General features: G+C 70.6%; 19 protein-coding genes and 2 tRNA genes. 6 read left to right on the top strand and 15 right to left on the bottom strand.

Translation table 11 applies throughout. The features are described 5' to 3' along the window. Positions 1–5 precede the first annotated feature (5 nt). From ftsX to ACLJOU_RS30415, 6 genes are all read right to left on the bottom strand, one after another. Entirely contained in the window at positions 6–899 is an 894-nt protein-coding gene (gene ftsX, locus ACLJOU_RS30440) for a permease-like cell division protein FtsX (RefSeq protein ID WP_410572096.1), read from the bottom strand. A 48-nt stretch (positions 900–947) separates the two neighbouring features. Continuing rightward, positions 948–1637, bottom strand: coding sequence for a cell division ATP-binding protein FtsE (gene ftsE, locus ACLJOU_RS30435; RefSeq protein ID WP_043776592.1), 690 nt, complete (start codon positions 1635–1637; stop codon positions 948–950). A gap of 111 nt (positions 1638–1748) precedes the next feature. Continuing rightward, complete coding sequence (gene prfB / locus ACLJOU_RS30430) at positions 1749–2846, bottom strand: peptide chain release factor 2 (RefSeq protein ID WP_410572094.1); 1098 nt, start codon at positions 2844–2846, stop codon at positions 1749–1751. 63 nt (positions 2847–2909) lie between these two features. After that, positions 2910–3410 (bottom strand): PadR family transcriptional regulator, encoded by a 501-nt coding sequence (locus tag ACLJOU_RS30425; RefSeq protein WP_043776593.1) that lies wholly within the window; start codon positions 3408–3410, stop codon positions 2910–2912. A 413-nt stretch (positions 3411–3823) separates the two neighbouring features. Beyond that, positions 3824–3897 (bottom strand) — tRNA-Met (locus ACLJOU_RS30420). A 77-nt stretch (positions 3898–3974) separates the two neighbouring features. Beyond that, positions 3975–4559 (bottom strand): TetR/AcrR family transcriptional regulator C-terminal domain-containing protein, encoded by a 585-nt coding sequence (locus ACLJOU_RS30415; protein ID WP_410572091.1) that lies wholly within the window; start codon positions 4557–4559, stop codon positions 3975–3977. A gap of 96 nt (positions 4560–4655) precedes the next feature. Between ACLJOU_RS30415 and ACLJOU_RS30410 the strand changes: the two genes are divergently transcribed. After that, entirely contained in the window at positions 4656–6074 is a 1419-nt protein-coding gene (locus ACLJOU_RS30410; protein ID WP_410572089.1) for an FAD-dependent monooxygenase, read from the top strand. A gap of 134 nt (positions 6075–6208) precedes the next feature. Here ACLJOU_RS30410 and ACLJOU_RS30405 read toward each other — a convergent pair. Then, a tRNA-Met gene (locus tag ACLJOU_RS30405) sits at positions 6209–6282 on the bottom strand. Between the two features lie 66 nt (positions 6283–6348). After that, positions 6349–9348, bottom strand: coding sequence for a UPF0182 family protein (locus ACLJOU_RS30400; RefSeq protein ID WP_410572087.1), 3000 nt, complete (start codon positions 9346–9348; stop codon positions 6349–6351). A 149-nt stretch (positions 9349–9497) separates the two neighbouring features. Between ACLJOU_RS30400 and ACLJOU_RS30395 the strand changes: the two genes are divergently transcribed. Beyond that, positions 9498–10037, top strand: coding sequence for a PPA1309 family protein (locus ACLJOU_RS30395; protein ID WP_410572085.1), 540 nt, complete (start codon positions 9498–9500; stop codon positions 10035–10037). Here ACLJOU_RS30395 and ACLJOU_RS30390 read toward each other — a convergent pair. Then, positions 10034–11038 (bottom strand): PDZ domain-containing protein, encoded by a 1005-nt coding sequence (locus ACLJOU_RS30390; protein ID WP_410572486.1) that lies wholly within the window; start codon positions 11036–11038, stop codon positions 10034–10036. The two genes, ACLJOU_RS30395 and ACLJOU_RS30390, sit on opposite strands and share 4 nt — an antisense overlap. Before the next feature lie 203 nt (positions 11039–11241). Between ACLJOU_RS30390 and ACLJOU_RS30385 the strand changes: the two genes are divergently transcribed. After that, positions 11242–12654, top strand: a complete 1413-nt coding sequence (locus tag ACLJOU_RS30385) for a zinc-dependent metalloprotease (protein ID WP_410572084.1) — start codon at positions 11242–11244, stop codon at positions 12652–12654. A 125-nt stretch (positions 12655–12779) separates the two neighbouring features. On the opposite strand, the gene ACLJOU_RS30380 is transcribed toward ACLJOU_RS30385, so the two are convergent. Further along, a complete protein-coding gene (locus ACLJOU_RS30380; protein WP_013223146.1) occupies positions 12780–13289 on the bottom strand; it encodes a M48 family metallopeptidase in 510 nt (169 codons plus the stop codon). Between the two features lie 230 nt (positions 13290–13519). Here ACLJOU_RS30380 and ACLJOU_RS30375 point away from each other — a divergent pair, with 230 nt between their 5' ends. The 3 genes from ACLJOU_RS30375 (at position 13520) to ACLJOU_RS30365 (ending at position 17017) form a co-directional block, all read left to right on the top strand. Then, positions 13520–14566, top strand: coding sequence for a ThiF family adenylyltransferase (locus tag ACLJOU_RS30375; RefSeq protein WP_410572082.1), 1047 nt, complete (start codon positions 13520–13522; stop codon positions 14564–14566). A gap of 60 nt (positions 14567–14626) precedes the next feature. After that, entirely contained in the window at positions 14627–15967 is a 1341-nt protein-coding gene (locus ACLJOU_RS30370) for an ABC1 kinase family protein (RefSeq protein WP_410572080.1), read from the top strand. Between the two features lie 162 nt (positions 15968–16129). Then, positions 16130–17017, top strand: coding sequence for a hypothetical protein (locus ACLJOU_RS30365; protein ID WP_410572078.1), 888 nt, complete (start codon positions 16130–16132; stop codon positions 17015–17017). A gap of 335 nt (positions 17018–17352) precedes the next feature. Here ACLJOU_RS30365 and ACLJOU_RS30360 read toward each other — a convergent pair whose 3' ends face one another. The 5 genes from ACLJOU_RS30360 to ACLJOU_RS30340 form a co-directional block, all read right to left on the bottom strand. Beyond that, positions 17353–17538, bottom strand: a complete 186-nt coding sequence (locus tag ACLJOU_RS30360) for a hypothetical protein (protein WP_410572076.1) — start codon at positions 17536–17538, stop codon at positions 17353–17355. Next, the gene (locus ACLJOU_RS30355) at positions 17535–18401 is read right to left on the bottom strand and encodes a class I SAM-dependent methyltransferase (protein WP_410572074.1); all 867 of its coding nucleotides are present in this window, start codon (positions 18399–18401) and stop codon (positions 17535–17537) included. The genes ACLJOU_RS30360 and ACLJOU_RS30355 overlap by 4 nt, the downstream gene beginning before the upstream one ends. A 419-nt stretch (positions 18402–18820) precedes the next feature. Beyond that, entirely contained in the window at positions 18821–19075 is a 255-nt protein-coding gene (locus tag ACLJOU_RS30350; RefSeq protein WP_410572072.1) for a hypothetical protein, read from the bottom strand. Further along, a complete protein-coding gene (locus tag ACLJOU_RS30345) occupies positions 19072–19428 on the bottom strand; it encodes a WhiB family transcriptional regulator (protein WP_410572071.1) in 357 nt (118 codons plus the stop codon). Before ACLJOU_RS30345 ends, ACLJOU_RS30350 begins: the two co-directional genes overlap by 4 nt. A gap of 152 nt (positions 19429–19580) precedes the next feature. Next, positions 19581–19847 carry a hypothetical protein gene (locus ACLJOU_RS30340; RefSeq protein ID WP_410572069.1) on the bottom strand — a complete coding sequence of 89 codons (267 nt, stop codon included), beginning with the start codon at positions 19845–19847 and terminating at the stop codon, positions 19581–19583. Positions 19848–19893 lie beyond the last annotated feature (46 nt).

The following is a 19893-nucleotide window of genomic DNA, read 5'->3' as shown; positions in this document are numbered from 1 at the left end:
GTTATCTAGTGCCGGACGTACAGCCGCAGCGTGACGTACCCGGTGATGGCGGAGATCACCACGGACACCGCCAGCAGGATCGGCGCGACCGGGAACAGCAGTTCCAGCATGGTGATCTTCGGGAACACGTCCCCGGTGAACACCGAGTCCAGGAAGCCGGCCTTGGTGATGATCAGCATGATGATTCCGAGGATCGCACCGACCGCGCCGGCGACCACCGCCTCGAGGAGGAACGGCAGCTGCGTGTACCACCGCGTGGCGCCGACCAGCCGCATGATGCCGACCTCGGTGCGCCGGGTGAACGCGGACACCTGGATCGTGTTGGCGATCAGCAGCAGCGCGGCGATGGCCATGATGAGCGCGGCGCCGAAGGCCATGTTCCGGACCCCGTTGAAGGCGTTGAAGACGCGGTCGAGGAACTTCTTCTGGTCGTCGACCTTCCGCACGCCCGGCTTGCTCGCGTACTCCTGCACGATCGCGTCGCTGCGGTCCGGGTCCTTCAGCTTCACGTGCAGCGACGCGGGCAGCGACTCGGGGCCGGTGAGCGCGATCAGCTCCGGCTGGCTCTCGAAGATCTTCTTGAACCGGTCGAAGGCCTGGTCGCGGTTTTCGAACACGACCGACTCGACGCCGTTGTTGCTCTGCAGCGAGGTCCGCAGCGACTGGCACAGCGACTGGGTGCAGTTCTTGTCGTTCGCGCTGATGTCGTCGGTGAGGTAGACCGAAACCTCGACGTCGGCGAGGAAGTTGGACTTCATCTTGTCGATCGTCCGCACGGCGAGGAGGCCGCCGCCGAGCATGGCGAGCGACACGGCCGTGGTCAGCATCATCGCGATGGTCATCGTGACGTTCCGGCGCAGGCCGGTGACTACCTCACTGAAGACGAAACTGGCGCGCATGTCGGGTGCAGGTCCTTGGGAGTCGGGGGGCGGTGCGGGGCGGGCGGGTCAGCGGCCGATGCCGTAGACGCCGCGGGCGTCGTCGCGGATCACCCGGCCGAGCTGCAGCTCGACCACTCGGCGCCGCATGGAGTCCACGATGGAGTGATCGTGGGTGGCCATCAGGACGGTCGTGCCGGTGCGGTTGATCCGCTCCAGCAGCAGCATGATGTCCTGGCTCGTGTCGGGGTCCAGGTTCCCGGTCGGTTCGTCGGCGAGCAGCACCAGCGGGCGGTTCACGAACGCGCGGGCGATCGCGACGCGCTGCTGCTCACCACCGGAGAGCTCGTTGGGGAGCCGGTCGGCCTTGCCGTCGAGGCCGACGAGCTCCAGCACCTCGGGAACGACCTTCTTGATGGTCGGGCCGGGCTTGCCGATGACCTCGAGGGCGAACGCGACGTTCTCCGCGACGGTCTTGTTCGCCAGCAGGCGGAAGTCCTGGAAGACGCAGCCGATGGTCTGCCGCAGGCGGGGGACCCGGCGGCGGGCCAGCTTGGCGACGTCGAAGTTGGACACCATCACACGGCCCTTGGTCGGCGTCTCTTCGCGCAGCAGGAGCCGGAGGAAGGTCGACTTCCCCGATCCCGAGGGACCGATCAGGAAGACGAACTCACCCTTTTCGATGTCGACGGACACCCGCTCGAGCGCGGGCCGCGTCGAGGTCTTGTAGACCTTGGAAACCTCTTCGAGCCGGATCACGATTCGGCATACTACCCACCGGTCTCGTGAAGCCCCGGTTGCCCGGTCCACCCGAGTGGAGCAAGGGGCGTTTGCGTACGGTGAGCGGTCGCCCCTTTACTCCCCGGCCGATCAGGCAGTCTGCTTCCGCCAGCGGATGCCGGCGTCGAGGAAGCCGTCGATGTCGCCGTCGAGCACCGCGGTGGGGTTGCCGACCTCGTACTCGGTCCGCAGGTCCTTCACCATCTGGTACGGGTGCAGCACGTAGGAGCGCATCTGGTTGCCCCAGCTGGAGCCGCCGTCCTTGAGCGCGTCCATCTCCTTGCGCTCTTCTTCCTTCTTGCGCTGCAGGAGGCGGGCCTGGAGGACCTTCATCGCGGCCGCCTTGTTCTGCAGCTGCGACTTCTCGTTCTGGCAGGAGACGACGATGTTCGTCGGGAGGTGCGTGATGCGCACCGCACTGTCGGTCGTGTTGACGCTCTGCCCGCCGGGGCCCGACGAGCGGTACACGTCGACCCGGATGTCCTTTTCCGGGATGTCGACGTGGTCGACCTCTTCGACCTCGGGCAGCACCTCGACGTGCGCGAACGACGTCTGGCGGCGGCTCTGGTTGTCGAACGGCGAGATCCGGACGAGCCGGTGGGTGCCCTGCTCGACCGAGAGCGTGCCGTAGACGTAGGGGGCGGTGATCTTGAACGTCGCCGACTTGATCCCGGCCTCTTCGGCGTAGGAGATGTCGTAGACGTCGGTCGGGTAGCTGTGGCGCTCGGCCCAGCGCAGGTACATGCGCAGGAGCATCTCGGCGAAGTCGGCCGCGTCGACGCCGCCGGCCTCGGAGCGGATGGTGACGACGGCGTTGCGGTCGTCGTACTCGCCCGAGAGCAGCGTGCGGACCTCGAGGCCGTCGATGGCCTTGCCGAGGTCGGCGAGCTCGGTCTCGGCCTCGCCCATGCTGCCGGAGTCGCCCTCGGCCTCGGCGAGCTCGTACAGCACGCCCAGGTCGTCGAGCCGCTGGCGCAGGTCGGAGACCCGGCGCAGCTCGCCCTGCCGGTGGGACAGCTGGCTGGTGACCTTCTGCGCCGCCTCCGGGTCGTCCCAGAGGGTGGGGCTGGAGGCCTGCTGCTCCAGGTCGGCCACCTGGGCACGCAGCGCAGCCAGGTCCATCACCGACTCGATCTGCGTCAGCTTGCCGGCCAGGTCCTTCAGTGCCGCGTCGAACTCATCACTCACGTTTGTCAAGGTTACGGCAAAACCCACGACCGGTTGTAGGGACCGGTCGTGGGCGCGCGAACCTCAGGCCGCGGGGATGGCGTCGAGCAGCTTGAGCGCGGCCTTGGCCTGGGCCTGGGCGAACTCGGCGACGGCCTTTTCGTACGGCCCCTCGGCCGCCTTGGTGGCCGCCTTGGCGTCGTCGAGCTGCTGGCTGTAGCTCGCCCGGGCCGAGTCGAGCAGCGACTGGCGCTGCTTCGCCGTCAGCGACCCGGCGTGCACGAGCCGCAGGATGAGCGGGCTGCGCAGGTGGTCGGGGCCGGCTTCGGAGGTCAGCCAGGCCTTGAAGGCCTTCTTGCCGGCGGCGGTGATCAGGTACTGCTGGCTGGAGCGCGGGCCCTGCTTGCCGAGCCGGACGAGGCCTTCCTTGGACAGCGCCGGGAGCTCCCGGTACACCTGGCTGCGGGTGACGCTGAAGAAGGCACCGAACCGCTCTCCGGCTCCGGCGACGAGCTGCCCGCCGGTGGCGGGACCGTCGTGGAGCAGACCGAGCAGGGCGGCGGCTGTTGCATTCAATTCGGACACGCCCCCTAGATTCCCACTTATCGGCCGCTGTGTCCACAGTGGTCAGCGGATCTGTCCATTGTGGCTAGTGAGATCCCCTCGTTCGGCCCAATGCGAGCCGGTCCACTGTGGACGTGAATACGCTCTGCAACCGCTCCCAGGGATTTTTGGTCCAACCAGACGCACGCGAACCGCCCGGCGACGGCCAGGCAGGTGAGTTCGGCGGGCGGCCCTCCCCGGCTTGGCGCACCCCGGACACGCACCGCAACCGCCCCGCCCGGACGTCCACATCACGAGATCCGTAGCGAAAGGCACCAACGACGGGGAATCCAAGGGGACGAAGCCCTCTTGGCGGGGGTTTGGGGGTTCGACCCCCGATACAATGCGAAAGAGGCGTGGTTCGCGCTTTCCGCGAACCACGCCTCTTACCTCTGTAGCGGGGACAGGATTTGAACCTGCGACCTCTGGGTTATGAGCCCAGCGAGCTACCGAGCTGCTCCACCCCGCGCCGTTGTGGTACTTGAATAGATTACACGGGGTGGCCAAGGCCGTTTCACCGGGGTCCCTAAACGCCCTCACCTGCCCTTACGCGGTCTCGAGCCACTGACGGGCTCCACTGAGGACCATGGCCAGGCCGTCCTCGAACCGCGCGTCGGCGTCGCCCAGTACCGCCTCGCCGCCCGACTCCCGGTACCGCTCGTCGAACTCCCCGGGCATCGGCCGGACGGCCTGCTCCTCGATGACGTAGCCGATGACGAAGCAGTAGACGGTGAAGGTGGCCTGGCGCGCCCGCGCCTCGTCCAGCCCGGCCTCGATGCTCCGGCGGAGCGGGTGCGGGCCGATCAATCCGGTGTCCGCAAGGTACGTACCAGCGAAAACCTTGCCGCCGTCCCGATAGGCCAGCATCATCCGCCGCAGCGCCCGGGCGCCGTGCGCGACGCTGTCCCACTCCCCCAGGGACGCCGGCGGTTCGCGGTCCGCGGCGGAATCCCGGTACATCTGCGTGGCCATTTCGTCCAGGAGTTCCTGCTTGTTCTTCAGGTGCCAGTAGAGCGCCGGCGCCTTGACGCCGAGATCACCGGCGATCAGCCGGAGCGTGAGCCCGTTGAGGCCGACGTCGTTGAGCAGCTTGAGTCCGGATCGAGCGATGTCCTGCCTGGTCAGGGCCATGTTGCGCCGTCTCCTCAAGCACCCGGGGTTGACACCTTAACAAGATTAAGGGCATTCTCGGGGGCAGGTCAATTTAACGTTGTTAAGGAGCTGGGGATGCAAGAGCTGACCGCGGAGGTCGTGGTCGCCGGCGCGGGCCCGACGGGCCTGATGCTGGCGAACGAGCTGGCACTGGCCGGAGTGGACGTTCTCGTGCTCGAGCGGATGCACGAGCGAACGGGCTTGTCGAAGGCCTTGAACCTGCAACCGCGCACGGCGGAGATCCTGGATCTGCGCGGGTTGCTGGGTCGCGCGGAGGAGCGCTCGTTCGCGACTGTCGCGGAGGGACACTTCGCGGTGATCCCGGTGAGCTACGCGGGCTGGGACACCCGGCACCCGTACCAGCTGGGCATCCCGCAGGCCGAGGTGGAAGCGACCTTGGAGGAGCGCCTGAACGAGCAGGGCGTCCGCGTCCGGCGAGGCCACGAGCTCACCGGATTCGACCAGCACGAGAACGGCGTGACGGTCACCGCTGGCGATCTACGGATCCGGGCGCAGTACCTGGTGGGCTGCGACGGCGGCCGCAGCACCGTCCGCAAGGCCCTGAAGCTGCCCTTCGAGGGCATCGAGGGCCAGGGCCACGGCGTAGCGGCAGACGTCTTGTTCGGATCGACGCCCCCGGGAGCCCCGACGCAGTGGCGCTCGATGGGCAACATGGTGACTTCGAAAAGCCCGGGCAAGTTCGTCGGCGTGATCCCCCTGGCCGAGCGGAACCTGTACCGCATGACGTTCGGAGACCGCCTGAACCGCCCACCGAACCTCCGAGCAGAGGTAACTCCACAAGAGGTGCGGGACGCAGTGGCCGAGCGCTTCGGCGAGGAGGTCGAGATCGCCGAAATTCGCTGGGCGAGCCGTTTCTCGGACGACAGCCGCTTGGCCGCGCACTACCGGGTGGGCCGGGTCCTGTTGGCGGGCGACGCGGCCCACACGCACTTCCCGGCCGGAGGCCAGGGCCTCAACCTGGGCATCCAGGACGCCATGAACCTGGGCTGGAAACTGGCGGCCGAACTCCGCAACCGCGCCTCCGCGGGACTCCTGGAAACGTACGAAGCGGAGCGCCGCCCAGTAGCCGAACAAGTGTTGGCCAACATAGCGGCCCAAAACGCCCTGATCCCGACCACCCCGAACCAACTGGCCCTACGAGCCCTCTTCCGGGATCTGACCAAGCTCCCCGAAGTCCAGCACCACCTGTCAGGCATGGTCTCCGGCCTGAACATCAAGTACGCGAACGAAGATCCCCACCCAGCGGCAGGAACCCGCCTCCCGGACTTCAAGCTGGAAAACACCCACGCAAGCACCCTGTTCCACAAAGGAAACTGGGTCCTCCTGACAAAAACCCCGGCACCAACCCCCCACCCAGAGGTACTAGTAGCCGAAGTCCCCAACCTCCCCCACCCGGACACAGACAGACTCCTGATCCGCCCGGACGGCTACATAGCAAACACAACAGGAGAGACAAAAGCCTGGCTCAGGTAACAACGCAACCACGCGCAGGGGGGTCCAGGGGCGGCGAAGCCCCCCTGGCGGGGGCCTGGGGGTTCGACCCCCAGAACAAATGCGAAGGAGGGGTGTGCGGACGCATTCCGTCCGCACACCCCTCCCAACCTCTGTAGCGGGGACAGGATTTGAACCTGCGACCTCTGGGTTATGAGCCCAGCGAGCTACCGAGCTGCTCCACCCCGCGTCGTGGCACCTACCTTACGCCCTGGTTTCGCGGGGTGCAAAGCAGGTGCCCGTTGCGTTGCCGACGTCACCCTCCGGGCTGGCTGCTGGGGGGTGGGGTACTGGTGCCGGGTGCGGTGGTTTTGGCGGATTCGTAGGCGCGGGCGGCTGCGTCGAGGGCGGCGAGGGCCGCGCCCTGGTCGGTGAAGTTGCCGGATTGCTGGGCGGCTTTGAGTTTGGCGATGGCCGCTTGGATGTCGGCGACGGCCTTGTCGAGGGCCGCGTTGCCGCCGCCGGTGTTGGGCGGTGGCGTGGCCGGGGTGGTGGGGGTCGTCGGCGTGGTCGGCGTGGTCGGTTGCCCGGCCTGGGGCGGCGTGGTGGTGGCTTCGCCGGTGCCGGCGCCGAAGACCTGGTCGAGGGCTTCCTGGAGGGTGGCGCCGTAGCCGACCTTGGGTCCGTAGGAGACGAGGACGCGGGCCAGCTGCGGGTAGCTGTTCTGGTTGCGCTGCCGGATGTAGACGGGTTCGACGTAGAGGAAGCCGTCGGCGACCGGGAGCGTGATCAGGTTGCCGTAGATGGGGGTGACGTTGGGGTTGTTGAAGAGGGTGCGGTCCTGGGCGACGCGGGAGTCGCTCTGGAACCGGTTCTGGACCTGGACCGGGCCGTCGACCTGGGTGGCTCCGGTGGCCGCGCTGGGTAGCTGGAGGACGCGGATCTTCCCGTAGTCGTTCGGATCGGAGGACACCGACATCCAGGACGCGAGGTACTGGCGCTGGAGGCCGGTGAGCGAGCTGGTGAGCTGGAACGTCGGCTTGGACTGGCCCGGGGTGTCCGCGAGGACGTAGTAGCCGGGCTGGTTGGCCGCGCCGGCCGCGGCCGGGTTCGAGCCGCCTTCGGCGGTCGGGTCCTGCGGGACGCTCCAGAACGCCTGCTGCGAGTAGAACTCCTGCGGGTTGCTGACGTGGTAGCGCGACAGCAGTTCACGCTGGATCTTGAACAGGTCCTCCGGGTAGCGGAAGTGGGACCGCAGGTCCGGCGAGATGTCGGAGCTCGGCTTCACGAGCCCGGGGAAGACCTTCTCCCAGGCGTTGAGGACGGGTTCCTTGTCGTCGATCGAGTACAGGGTCACCGTGCCGTTGAAGGCGTCGACGGTGGCCTTGACCGAGTTGCGGATGTAGTTGATGGAGCTGTTGGCCTGCCGGGCGACGCCGTTGAGGGAGTCGTTGGTGGCCGCGCCGAGCTGGGTCTGCTGGGCGTACGGGAAGTTGTTGAGCGTGGTGTAGCCGTCGATGATCCACTGGATCTTGCCGTCGACGACGGCCGGGTACGGGTCGCCGTCGAGGGTCAGCCACGGCGCGATCTTGCTGACGCGGTCGCGCGGGTCGCGGTTGTACATGATCCGCGACCCGTCGCCGATGGCGTCGGAGAACAGGATGTTGCGCTCGCCGTACTCGGCCGCGAACGCGAGGCGGTTGAACCAGTTGTCGACCGAGACGCCGCCGGACCCCTTGTAGCTGTACCGGTCGGTGGCGGTGTCGTACTCGCCGGGCGCGCCGTTCCCGCCGACGATGGCGTAGTCGGATTCGGCGGCGGACAGCTCGCCGTAGTAGATGCGGGGTTCCCTGACCTCGATGCCGGGCTGGCCGGAGGCGGCCGCCCCGGCCCCCGCCGGGTTCTGCGTGTCGCTGGTGGTGGCGATCGGGTAGCCGCCGTCGGAGTTGGCGTCCTTGACCGCGCGGTCGATCGTGTTGGCCGGCGCGACGACGAAGCCGTTGCCGTGGGTGTAGACGAGGTGCTTGTTGATCCAGCTGGTCTGGTTGCCGGTGAGACCCTCGGTCTTGATCTCCTTGGCCGCGACGATGTAGTCCTGCGTCACGCCGCCGACCGTGTAGCGGTCGATGTCGAGCTTGGCCGGGAAGCCGTAGAAGTTCTCGCGGCCGACGCGCTGGGTGAAGGTGTCGGAGAGGATGTTCGGGTCGAGCAGCCGGATGTTCGCCATCGTCCCGTTGTCGGCCTTGATCTGGTCCGGCGTGGCGTCGGACTTGCCGCTGTAGGGCTGGTACTGGACGTCGGTGAGGCCGTAGGCGCGGCGGGTGGCGTCCATGTTGCGCTGGATGGACGTCGCTTCCTTCTCGTTCGCGTTCGGCTTCACCGAGAACTGGTCGAGGACGGCCGGCCAGGCCACGCCGACGAGGATGCTCGACAGGATCAGCAGCACGAGCGCGATCGCCGGGAGCTGCAGGTTGCGCAGGAAGGCCCCGGCGAAGAAGGCGACCGCGCAGATCACCGAGATGCACAGCAGGATCAGCTTGGCGGGCAGGACCGCGTTCAGGTCGGTGTAGGTGGCGCCGATGAACAGCGGGGCGCCGCGGTCGGACAGCAGCAGGTTGTAGCGGTCGAAGAAGTACTCGACCGCCTTCAGCAGCACGAAAAGCCCGACGGTGATGGCGAGCTGCGCGCGGGTCGGGCCGGCGAGCTGGCCGCCCTTGCCGGCCAGCCGGATGCCGCCGAAGACGTAGTGGGAGATCAGCGCGCCGAAGAAGGAGATGACGACGGTGATGAACAGCCAGCCGAGCAGCCAGTTGTAGAACGGCAGGTCGAAGGCGTAGAAGCCGACGTCGTTGCCGAACTCGGGGTCGGTCTGCCCGAAGGAGGTGCCGTTGAGGAACAGCTGCACGACCTGCCAGTCGCTCTGGGCCGACAGGCCGGCGATGAGGCCGGTGAGCACCGGGATGCCGACGCCGAAGAGGCGGATCCGGGCCACGATCGCCGAGCGGTAGCGCGCCAGCGGGTCGTCGGCGCCGGAGATCGGCACGAACACCGGCCGGGTCCGGTAGGCGATCATCAGGCTGATCGCCAGCGCCCCGCCGACGAGCAGGCCGACGGCGAAGAACAGGATGATCCGGGTCACCACCTGGGTGGTGAACACCGGGCGGGCACCGACTTCACCGAACCACAACCAGTCGACGTACGTGTCGAGCAAGCGGGCTCCGAGCAGGAGCGCCAGCACGATCACCGCGGCGATGATGAGGAGGATCCGGCTCCGCCGGGACAGCTTCGGCAGGCTCACCGGGGGCCGAGTCGCCACGGCACACGCTCCTGTCTTCGTCAATACCTGAGCAGGGGCGCGTGCGCCCCCTGATTCCCTAACTCTACGGATGCCCGGTGAAGTTCCCGGGACCCGCCCAAACCGGACTCGCGGCGTCGCCGCGGCGGCCGACCTGACACGATGGGCGCATGGCAGCGAACGAAGCGCGACAGGCCGGCGTGGCCGCGCTCGCCCGTGAGATCGAGGAGTTCATGGCCGCGGGCGGCTGGGACCAGCCGCCGCAGCTGTTCGCGCTGGTGCCGACGGCGGCGCTGCTGGACGAGCAGCCGGAGCTGGCCGGGCAGCTCGACCGGACGAACCCCCTGACGCCGGTGGCCCAGGAGGCGCTGCCCGAGGGCGACCTGGCCGAGGCGCTGGGCCGGATCGCCTGGCCGGACCTGGTCATCGGGTGCGCGCTGGCCCAGGAGATCATCGTGCTGCCGCCGGGTTCGGAGTCGGAGCTGCCGGACGTCGCCGAGGCGGACGCCGAGAGCCTCCGCCGCGCGGCCGCCGACCACCCGCAGCGCACGGAGGCGCGCCTGGTCGCGGCCGTCCTGCGCGACGGCGAAGGCTCCTGCGTGATGCGGCTGCGCGGGATCGGCACCGACGAGACGATGGACGAGATCGTGGAAAGCCCGGACCTGGCACCGAACCTGGTCGAAGCGCTGAAGGCCACGCTGCTGCCCTAGCAGGCGGCCGTCGGGCGTCCCGCCTTCAGGTTGGCCAGCTGGGCAAGCGCGTCGTCCAGTGTGGACACCTTGATGAGGTTGAGGCCGGCGGGCGCGGTGGTCTTGGCCTCGGCGCAGTTGTGGTCGGGCACCAGGAAGTCGGTGGCGCCCGCTTCGCGAGCGCCGACGACCTTGAACGAGATCCCCCCGATCGGGCCGACCTCGCCGGTCTCGGTGATCTCGCCGGTGCCGGCGATGTGCCGCCCGCTCGCGAGGTCGCCGGGCTGCAGGCGGTCGATGATGGCGAGGGTGAACATCAGCCCGGCGGACGGGCCGCCGACGTCCTGCAGGGAGATGTTGACCGTGAACGGCGCGTCGGCGCGGTCGACCGCGGTGAGGCCGATGAAGCCCTCCTTGCGGTCGGGGCGCGCGGCGAGGGTGAGCGGCACGGTCCGCTCGGGCTGGCCGTCGGACTGGAAGGTGATCTGCACGGTCTGGCCGGGCAGGGTGCCGGCGAGCGCGGCCCGCACGTCGGCGGCCTCGACGATCTTCTTGCCGTTGACGGTGATCAGCTTGTCGCCCGGCGAGAGCACGTGGTCGGCGGGGCTGCCGGAGACGATCTGCTTCGCCAGCACCTTGATCGGGTAGCCGAGCTTGCGGAGGGCGGCGACCTGGGCGTTGGTCTGCGAGTCCTGCAGCTGCTGGATGTTCTCCTGCTTGACCTGCTCGTTCGTCTCGCCCGGCTTGAAGTAGTCCTCGCGCGGCGCGAGCGCGTACCGGCCGCTGGCCCAGAAGCCGAGGCCCTGGAAGAGGGTGACGCCGTCGTGCAGCGAGACGGTCGTCATCCGCAGCTCGCCGGTGGTCTGGACGGTGTCGTGACCGGTGACCTGGATGACCGGGTTGCCCGCCGCGTCGCGACCGAGCGTGTCGTAGGTCGGGCCCGGGCCGATCGCCACGAACGGCACCGGCACGACCGAGCCGAGCACCACGAAGATCAGGAACAGCGAGCCGCTGACCACCAGTGTCCAGCCACGGCGGGTCATCCGGCGGGCCTCGCCGGCCGGCTCCGGCGCCGGTTCCTCGGTGCGCTGCGCGGGGGCGGTCTCCTCGGAGGACTTGGTCACGCCCGACAGCGTACGGTGACCGCGTTCGCTTCCCGGTGAAGGCCACGCTCATGGGCCCGGTTGACGCGCTCGGGGGCCGCCGACCCGCGTACGGTGGACACATGAGCAAACCCCCGTTCGGCTTCGGACCTTCCGATCCCGACAAACGAGGTGAGAACGACCCCTCGGAAGGCGGGCAGCAGTCCGGCGCCGAGGCCTTCAACCAGCTCGGGCAGATGCTGAGCCAGCTGGGCCAGATGCTCAGCCAGGCCGGCACCTCCAGCGGGCCGGTGAACTACGACCTCGCCAAGCAGATCGCCCTGCAGACCCTCGGCAGCGAAGGCAACACCGGCGAGAGCAAGCTCGGCTTCCGCGGCGGGGACGACGCGAACGCGGCGGTCCGCGACGCGGCCCACCTGGCGGAGCTGTGGCTCGACGCGGCGACGGTGTACCCGGCGGGCGCGACGTCGACGGTCGCCTGGTCCCCGCGGTCCTGGGTCGAGAAGACGCTCCCGACGTGGCAGCGGCTGTGCGACCCGGTGGCCCGGCGCGTCTCGGGTGCCTGGATGGAAGCGCTGCCGGAGGAGGCCAAGCAGGCCGCCGGTCCGCTGCTGCAGATGATGGGGCAGATGGGCGGGATGGCCTTCGGCTCCCAGCTCGGCAACGCGCTGGCCCAGCTGGCCTCGGAGATGCTGACGTCGTCGGAGATCGGCCTGCCGCTGGCTCCCGCGGGCACGTCGGCGCTGCTGCCGGCGAACATCGAGAAGTTCGCCGAGGGCCTGGAGCTGCCGAACAGCGAGATCCTGGTGTTCCTGGCCGCGCGCGAGGCCGCGCACCAGCGCCTGTTCACGCACGTGCCGTGGCTGCGCCAGCGGCTGCTGGCGACGGTCGAGGAGTTCGCCCACGGCATCACGGTCGACACGTCGGCCCTGGAGTCCCTGGCCGGCCGGATCGACCCGGCGAACCCGGCGAGCATCGAAGAGGCGATGTCCTCGGGTCTGCTGGAGCCCCAGACGACCGAGGAGCAGAAGGCGGCGCTGAACCGCCTGGAGACGCTGCTCGCCCTGGTCGAGGGCTGGGTGGACGTGGTGGTGGCCGAAGCGGTCGGCGACCGCCTCCCGGGAGCGGAGGCGCTGCGCGAGACGCTGCGCCGCCGCCGCGCCACGGGCGGGCCGGCGGAGCAGACGTTCGCCACGCTGGTCGGCCTGGAGCTGCGGCCGCGTCGCATGCGCGCGGCCTCCTCCCTGTGGAAGCTGGTGGGCGACCGCCACGGCCTCGAGAAGCGCGACGGCCTCTGGTCGCACCCGGACCTGATGCCGACGGCCGAGGACCTGGACGAGCCGATCGACTTCGCGGACCGGGTGGGCGAAGCGGGGTCGATCGACGACCTGGACCCGATGGCCGAGCTGGAGCGCACGGAGCAGGCCGAGCGTGCGGAGGCTGCCGGGTCTTCGGAGGCTGCTGGGTCTTCCGAGGCTGCTGAGTCTCCCGAGAAGGACGAGCCGCCGTCCGAAGAGGGCGGCAAGCAGTCCTGAGCCGAGTTCCGGAAGGCCGGTGCCCCGCGAGAGCGGGTCACCGGCCTTCTGCTTTCCGGCCCCCGGGATCCCCGGAGGCGGCCGGGGCGACCCACCACCGCGGGTCGCCCCGGCCGCTCACCCGCTCAGTCCTCGGTGGAGATCCCCCAGCCGGCCGCGGCCGACAGTCCCTCCAGGTACCCGATGGCCCGTTCGGTCTTCGGGTACCGCTGCACCAGCGCCCAGAAAGCCGCGTCGTGCCCCGGCTCCCGCAGGTGCGCCAGCTCGTGCACCAGGACGTAGTCCAGCACCCACGGCGGGACCTTGCGCAGCCGTTCGCTGACCCGGATGGTCGCGTCGACCGGCGTGCAGGACGCCCACCGCGTGCGCATCGGCGGCACCCAGCGGACGCTCGCCGGCACCGCGGTGCCGCCCAGGTACTTGCCCGACAGCAGCGCGCAGCGCGCCAGCAGGGCTTCGTCCGACGTCTTCGGGGACGCCGGCCGACGTGGCTCCGAGCGCTGCAGTTTGCGCTCCATCTCGGCGACCCAGTGTTTCTCCTCCGCCCTGGTCATCCGCGCGGGGATGAGCACGACGAGCGTGTCGTCGTTCCAATACGCGGTGACCGTCCGGTGCCGGCGCTGGCTGCGCCGCACTTCGACCTTGTGTCCGGGTGTGTCCGACGAGGGGTTCGCTTCCCCCCGGCCTCTCAGTGAGGGCATCCGTGCTTCGACCACCCGACAACGGTACGGCCAGGCACCGACAACTCCGAGCGCCTTGAGGTCACAGACCCGAGTTGTCCACAGGCGGTTCCACTTGTGGACAACTCGGCCGCTCCGGCGGCTTCCCGGGCCTTCCGGCCGGCACCGGGTGCGATGCTGCGGACATGATCCTCGACACCGCGGACATGCCACCGGTCCTCCTGCCGGACCACCCCGCCCTGCTCCCGGGCCTCACCGTGCTCGAACGCGGCCCGCGCGAGATCCAGATCGGCCTCGACCCGCGGCACGGCGTGATCGTCGAAAACCTCTCCCCGCACCTCGCCGCGCGGCTGCGCGCGCTCGACGGCACCAAGCACGTCGAGCGGCTCCTGCTCGCGGAGAGCGAACACCGCGACCAGCTGCGGACCCTGCTGCGGCAGCTGACCGCGCTCGGCCTGGTCACCGACGCCGGCCGGCCCGACGGCCCGGGCTTCCGCGGCGAGCCCGGCCTCTGGTCGCTGCGGGCGAGGCACCACCAGCCGACCATGGCCGAACGGCGGCGCGCCGCCGCGGTCTCGGTGTGCGGCGACGGCCGGGTGGCGGTGGCGGCCGCCGTGCTCCTGGCCAACGCCGGCGTCGGGCACGTCGAGCTGCAGGTGCCCGGGGCGGTGACCGAGCACGACCTCGGCTCGGGCCTCACCGACGCCGACCTCGGCCGTCCCCGGCGGCAAGCCCTCGCCGACCTGCTCCGGCGGGTCGATCCCGAGGTCCGCGTCACCCGCCTGCACGACCGGTACCCGGACCTCGCCCTGCTCACCGACGCCGTCGTACCCGCCCCGGAGGTCGTCGCCGAACTGGTGGAAGACGGCGTCCCGCACCTCGCGGCGCGCGTGCGCGACGGCACGGGCATCGTCGGGCCGCTCGTCATCCCGGGCCGCAGCTCGTGCCTGCGCTGCGCCGACCTGCACCGGACGGAGCTCGACCCGTGCTGGCCGCGCGTCGCCGGACAGCTCGCCGGCCGGCACCAGCGGCCCGATCTCGGCGCGGTCCAGTCCTGCGCATCACTGGCGGTCGCCCAGGCCATGCGGCTGCTCTCCCCCAGCGCCGCGCCGCCGCCGGCGTGGAACGCCACCCTCGAAATCGACGCCTTCGACGGCCGCATCCGCCGCCGTCGCTGGCCGCCGCACCCCCGGTGCCGGTGCGGCGCCCGGGAGGTGATCCTGGAGACGTAGTCCACGAAGACGTCGCTCGCAGGCTGCGCGCCGCCGAGGCCGCAGGGCAGAATCGCCCTTGTGACCGACTTCCGCGACCCAGCCGATCGTGACACCGCGATGCCGCGCAAGGGTGCCGCCCGTACCGCCAAGCTCGCCAGTCTCCCGCTCGGCATCGCCGGCCGGGCCGTCGGCGGCTGGGGCAAGAGGCTCGCGGGCCAGAGCGCGGAACAGGTGAACGCAACGCTGTCGGCGAAGGCCGCCGAGCAGCTGTTCGAGGTGCTCGGCACGCTCAAGGGCGGGGCGATGAAGTTCGGCCAGGCGCTGAGCGTGTTCGAAGCGGCGGTGCCGGACGACATGGCGAAGCCGTACCGCGAGGCGCTGACGAAGCTGCAGGCCGCCGCGCCGCCGATGCCGGTCCGGCAGACCCACCGGGTGCTCGCCGAGCAGCTGGGCCGCACCTGGGCCAGCCGGTTCTCGTCGTTCGACGACGAACCGGCGGCGGCCGCGAGCATCGGCCAGGTGCACCGCGCGGTCTGGCACGACGGCCGCGCGGTCGCGGTCAAGGTGCAGTACCCCGGCGCCGACGAAGCCCTGCGCAGCGACCTGCGGCAGCTGCAGCGGTTCAGCCGGCTGTTCCAGGCCTTCGTGCCCGGCACCGAGGTCAAGCCGCTGCTGGCGGAGCTCGCCGAGCGGATGAACGAGGAGCTCGACTACCAGGCCGAGGCCCAGCACCAGCGCGCCTTCGCGAAGGCCTTCGACGGCGATCCCGGCATCCTGGTGCCGCGGGTGGTGGCCAGCGCGCCGAAGGTCGTCGTGACGGAGTGGGCGAGCGGCACGCCGTTGTCGAAGGTGATCGCGGACGGCGACCGCGAGACCCGGAACCTGGCGGGCCGGCTGCTCGCGGAGTTCCACTACTCGTCACCGGAGCGCGTCCACCTGCTGCACTCGGACCCGCACCCGGGCAACTTCATGATCACCGACGACGACCGGCTGTGCGTCATCGACTTCGGTGGCGTGGCCCGGCTGCCCGACGGCATCCCCCGCCACCTGGGCGAGATGACGAGGCTGGCCCTCGACGGCGAGTCCGCCGAGCTGATGCGCCTGCTGCGCGAAAACCGGTTCATCCGGCCGGACAGCGACCTCAAGGCCGAGGAGGTCCTCGCCTACCTCGCGCCGTTCACCGAGCCGCTGGCGGCGCCGACGTTCCACTTCACCCGCCGCTGGATGCAGAAGCAGGCCGGACGGGTGGGCGACAGCCGCGGCAACGACTTCCGGGTCGGGCGCTCCCTCAACCTGCCGCCCGAGTACCTGATGATCCACCGGGTGACGGCGGGGTCGACGGGCATCCTCTGCCAGCTCGACGCGGAGATCCCGGCCCGCGGCATCGTGGAGCGCTGGCAGCCGGGGTTCGCCGCCTGAGTTGTCCACAGGCGGCGCCACGAACGGGCGGATCCGGCGAAGTTGTCCACAGCCGCGGTGGCGGGGGTTCCACCCGGTTGGCCGAGCCGCCATGCTCGGAGTATGACTGCTACGCAAAGCACTGACCCGCTCGCACTTGGTAATCCCGGCGGCTGCGAGGTGATGGACCTCGAACAGTTGCGCCGGGCCGGGGTGTCCGACCGAAGAACGAGGCGGCTCTGCGGCCCGGGAGGGCCGTGGCGCCGCCTGCACCCCGGGGTCGTCCTGCTCCGCAACACCGCTCCGACGCGGCAGGAGCTGCTGCAGGCCGCGCTCGTGCGGTACGGGCCCGGGGTGGTGATCACCGGCGCCGACGCGCTGCGGGCCCACGGCGTGAAGTACCGGGTGGCGGGCGACATCCGCCTGTTGGTGCCCAGCCAGTGCCGGGTGGTGGCAGCCGAGGGGGTCCGCCTGGCGCGGACGGCGCGATTACCGGAGCCGCTCCAGGTCGACGGGCTGCCGTTCGCCCCACCGGCCCGGGCGGCGCTGGACCTGGCCCGGTGCGAGCCCGACGTGGCCCGCGTCCGCCAGTTGCTGACCCTGCCGCTCTACTGGGGCCTGTGTGACCGGCGGGAGCTCCTGGCGGAGCTCGAAGCGGGCCCCCAGCGCGGCACGGCGGCGGTCCGCAAGGTGCTCCGCGAGATCGAGGAGGGGCCGATCCGGGCCCACGGCCTGGCGGCCCGGGTACTGGACCTGGCCCACCTGCCCCCGCCGAGCTGGGACCAGACGATCTGCGACCGCCGCGGCCGCAGGTTGGGCGAGGCCGACGCGTGGTGGGACGAGTTCGGCCTGGCCTGGCGCTACCGCTGCGCCCCGGGCACCGGCGGCGGCTTCACCCACTTGGCCCTGGCCGCGACGGGCATCGTCCTGGTCCGCTGCACGGTCAGGCAGCTGCGCCAGGTTCCGCAGGAGGTGGCACGAGAGCTGGCCCGGGCGTTCGGCGAAGCGTCCAGGACACCCCGCCCCAAGGTCCGAGCGGTCCCGCAGGCACCGTTCGGAGGCGCCGCCTGACGTCTACCCACTCCCCCTACGACTCAGGACGCCCGGTCCCACCGGCACCTCCACCCCGGCACGACCACCACTCAGGAGGCCGAATTGATCACCAGTACTCGTCAGGCAGCTTGCCCTCGATGTCCCGAACGTGCTGCCGCGCGCAGACCGGGCAAAGCCACCGCAGAGCGCCCCGCTCCCGGCTGGCCACCCACGCGAGCGCCGTAGCCGGACCGTCGTGCCGTCGGCGAAGCGTCAAGGCACCCCGCCCCACGTCCGCGCGGTCCGCAGGCACCGCTCGGAGGCGCCGCCTGACGCCCGCCACCCCCGACACGACCACCACCCAGGAGGCCGTATCACCAGTACTCGTCAGGCAACTTCCCCTCGATGTCCCGCACATGCTGCCGCGCGCAGACCGGGCAAAGCCACCGCAGAGCGCCCCGCTCGCGACTGGCCACCCACGCGAGCGCCGTAGCGGGATCGTCGTCGGCCGCGCGGCTCCGGCCGCAGCGGGTGCACACGACCGGCTCCGGCGCGCTCACCGCAACCGTCCACAGTGGATCGCCTTGGCGCCGAACAGGTACAGGTCGTCCCGGTGGCCGAGGAAGTCCGGGCTCTGCGGGTCGGTCAGCGCGGCGGCCGCGGCGAGGTCGTCGGCGTCGAGCCACTCCCCGGCCGACTCCGCCAGCCACCCGACGCGGTGCACGACGTATTCACGCAGGAGGTCCGAGCCCGGCATGGGGTGATCGATGAGCGCACCGAACGACTCGACGTCCGCGAGGCCGGCCTCGCGGAGCGCGCGGGGCCAGCCGTAGGGCATGCCGACGCTGCCCGGGATCCCGGCACGCATCCGTTCGAACCACGAGGCCCGGGCGGCCAGCAGCCGCTGCTCGAGCCCGGGCCGCCCGACGCCCAGCTCCCACGGCAGGCACCGCATCTCCAGCCCGCCCTCGGCGACGGCGAGCACCCCACCGGGGCGCAGCAGCCCGGCCAGCGTCCGCAGCGCGGCTTGCTGATCACCGACGTGGTGCACGACGCCGGACGCCCACACGAGCTCAGCGGCGGGCACGGCCAGCGCGGGATCGGTGAGATCCCCGAGCAGGCCGACAACGGCGACGGAGTCGCCGGCCGCCTCGCCGACGGCCCGTTCGGCCTCGGCCAGCAGGGTCGGCGTGGCGTCGACGAGCACAACGGTGCCCCCACCGCCCCGGGCCAGCTCACGCGCGAAGAGCACGCTCATCCCCCCGGCCCCACACCCGACATCGACCACGGTCGCCGGCCCCCGAACGGACCCGACGAGTCGCCGGGCCACGGGTTCGAGCGCCTCGGCATCGAGGGCATCGGCCATCCGCAGCTGGGCCAGGCGCTCCGCCCAGTCGATGTCGTGGTGGCTGTGTCCGGACATCACCCCATTCAACACCAGCCCCCCACCCGCAACCGCCACGAAGGAGGACCACCCCTCGAAGGAGACCCAGGCTCCCGGCCCCACCCCAGCGGCACAGCATGCAACCCGGTTCGCGCACGCACCCCAGCAGCCGCGGCAGCTCGACCCCGGGCGCCGCTGCAGCGCCCAGGCGACTCGCGAACGCCCCGCGCGGTCGCGCCCGTCGGCCGGACCGGCGCCACCGCGCACGGCTCGACACGGCCTGACCATTCACGGGCACCACCGCGCGCGACCGCGGCATCATCAGGGCACCCCGCGGAGCGACCCCGTCCGGCGGGCACATCGCGAATCCGGGCGCGCCGCCCGCCTACGCCACGCCGAAGCGTCCCGCACAACGCGCAGGCCCCCGCCACCCCCGAAGGGGCGGCAGGGGCCGGCACTCACCTCTGCTCCTGGTACCGCTCCGCTCGGCGCGCGGCCCACCGAGCCACCCGCGACCAGCGGCGGGCAGCGCGTGCGCCGCCTCGGGACCGCTGGGCGCGGACTCCCTCCTCCAAGTCCCGTATTCGGGCTCTGGACAGTTCTTCGTAAAGCAACATCTCGCTGATCTCCTCGATCTCGGTCTTCGTCAGCTGCAGCTCTTCGCTGCGGGGATGGGCTTCGTAATCCCTCGTGGTGACCGGTTCGACGCTCATGCGGCGGCGCTCCGGTGATCGCCGGCGGCCTTGGCCGCGGCGGGCTCGACCGCTGCGTTCTTGCGCGGGCGGCCGCGGGGCCGCTTGCGCGCGATCACCGCGCCGCGCTCGAAGATCTCGCCGCCCCAAACGCCCCACGGCTCGCGGCGGGCCAGCGCACCGGCCAGGCAGGCCTCGCGGACCGGGCAGTCCGCGCACTGCGCCTTCGCGCGCTCGAGCTCGGCCGGGGACTCCGCGAACCACAGGTCCGCGTCGCCCGAACGGCAGGGCAGCGCGACGTCGGGGACGGCGATCGGGTCGAGCAGGTCGGCGAATATTGCCTCACCCGAGGTGTAGGCGATGGCCGAAGACATGGTGGTTCCTCCTTGTGTCGTACGGGTTTTCGGTTGGGTGCTGGAGCTGGGCAACGCTGGTTCCTCTTGGGTTGTGCAGCCAAAAACACGAAGGCCGCGGATCCGGGTTATCCGGTTCCGCGGCCTTCGTGAGCCTCAGTGTCCTGACTGGGTCAGGAACTTCGCTCCCGTATCGACAACGGAACACGGAACTGCTTGATGGTCGGCAGATCGGCCTGCGGGTACGCGGCGAGCACGCCCTGCGTCCCGAAGACGACGACACCGGTGGCCCAACGACGCTCGACGCGCGAGGCGTGCCGCATGCCACGGATCTCGTTCGCGCTCACGGACACACCAGTGCCCGGGCGCTGAGCAGCCGCAACTTCCGCGGCGCAGGACAGACGGGTGCCCGGGTTCGTGAGCGTCATGTTGATGGTCATTTCACCGGCACCTCCTTCTGTACTCTGCACACGCGGCCGCTGGACG

This window comes from Amycolatopsis sp. cmx-4-61 (assembly GCF_046548775.1).
Classification (GTDB): Bacteria; Actinomycetota; Actinomycetes; order Mycobacteriales; family Pseudonocardiaceae; genus Amycolatopsis.
Note: the sequence above shows the minus strand (reverse complement) of the source record. Positions and strands in the feature narration are given on the sequence as shown.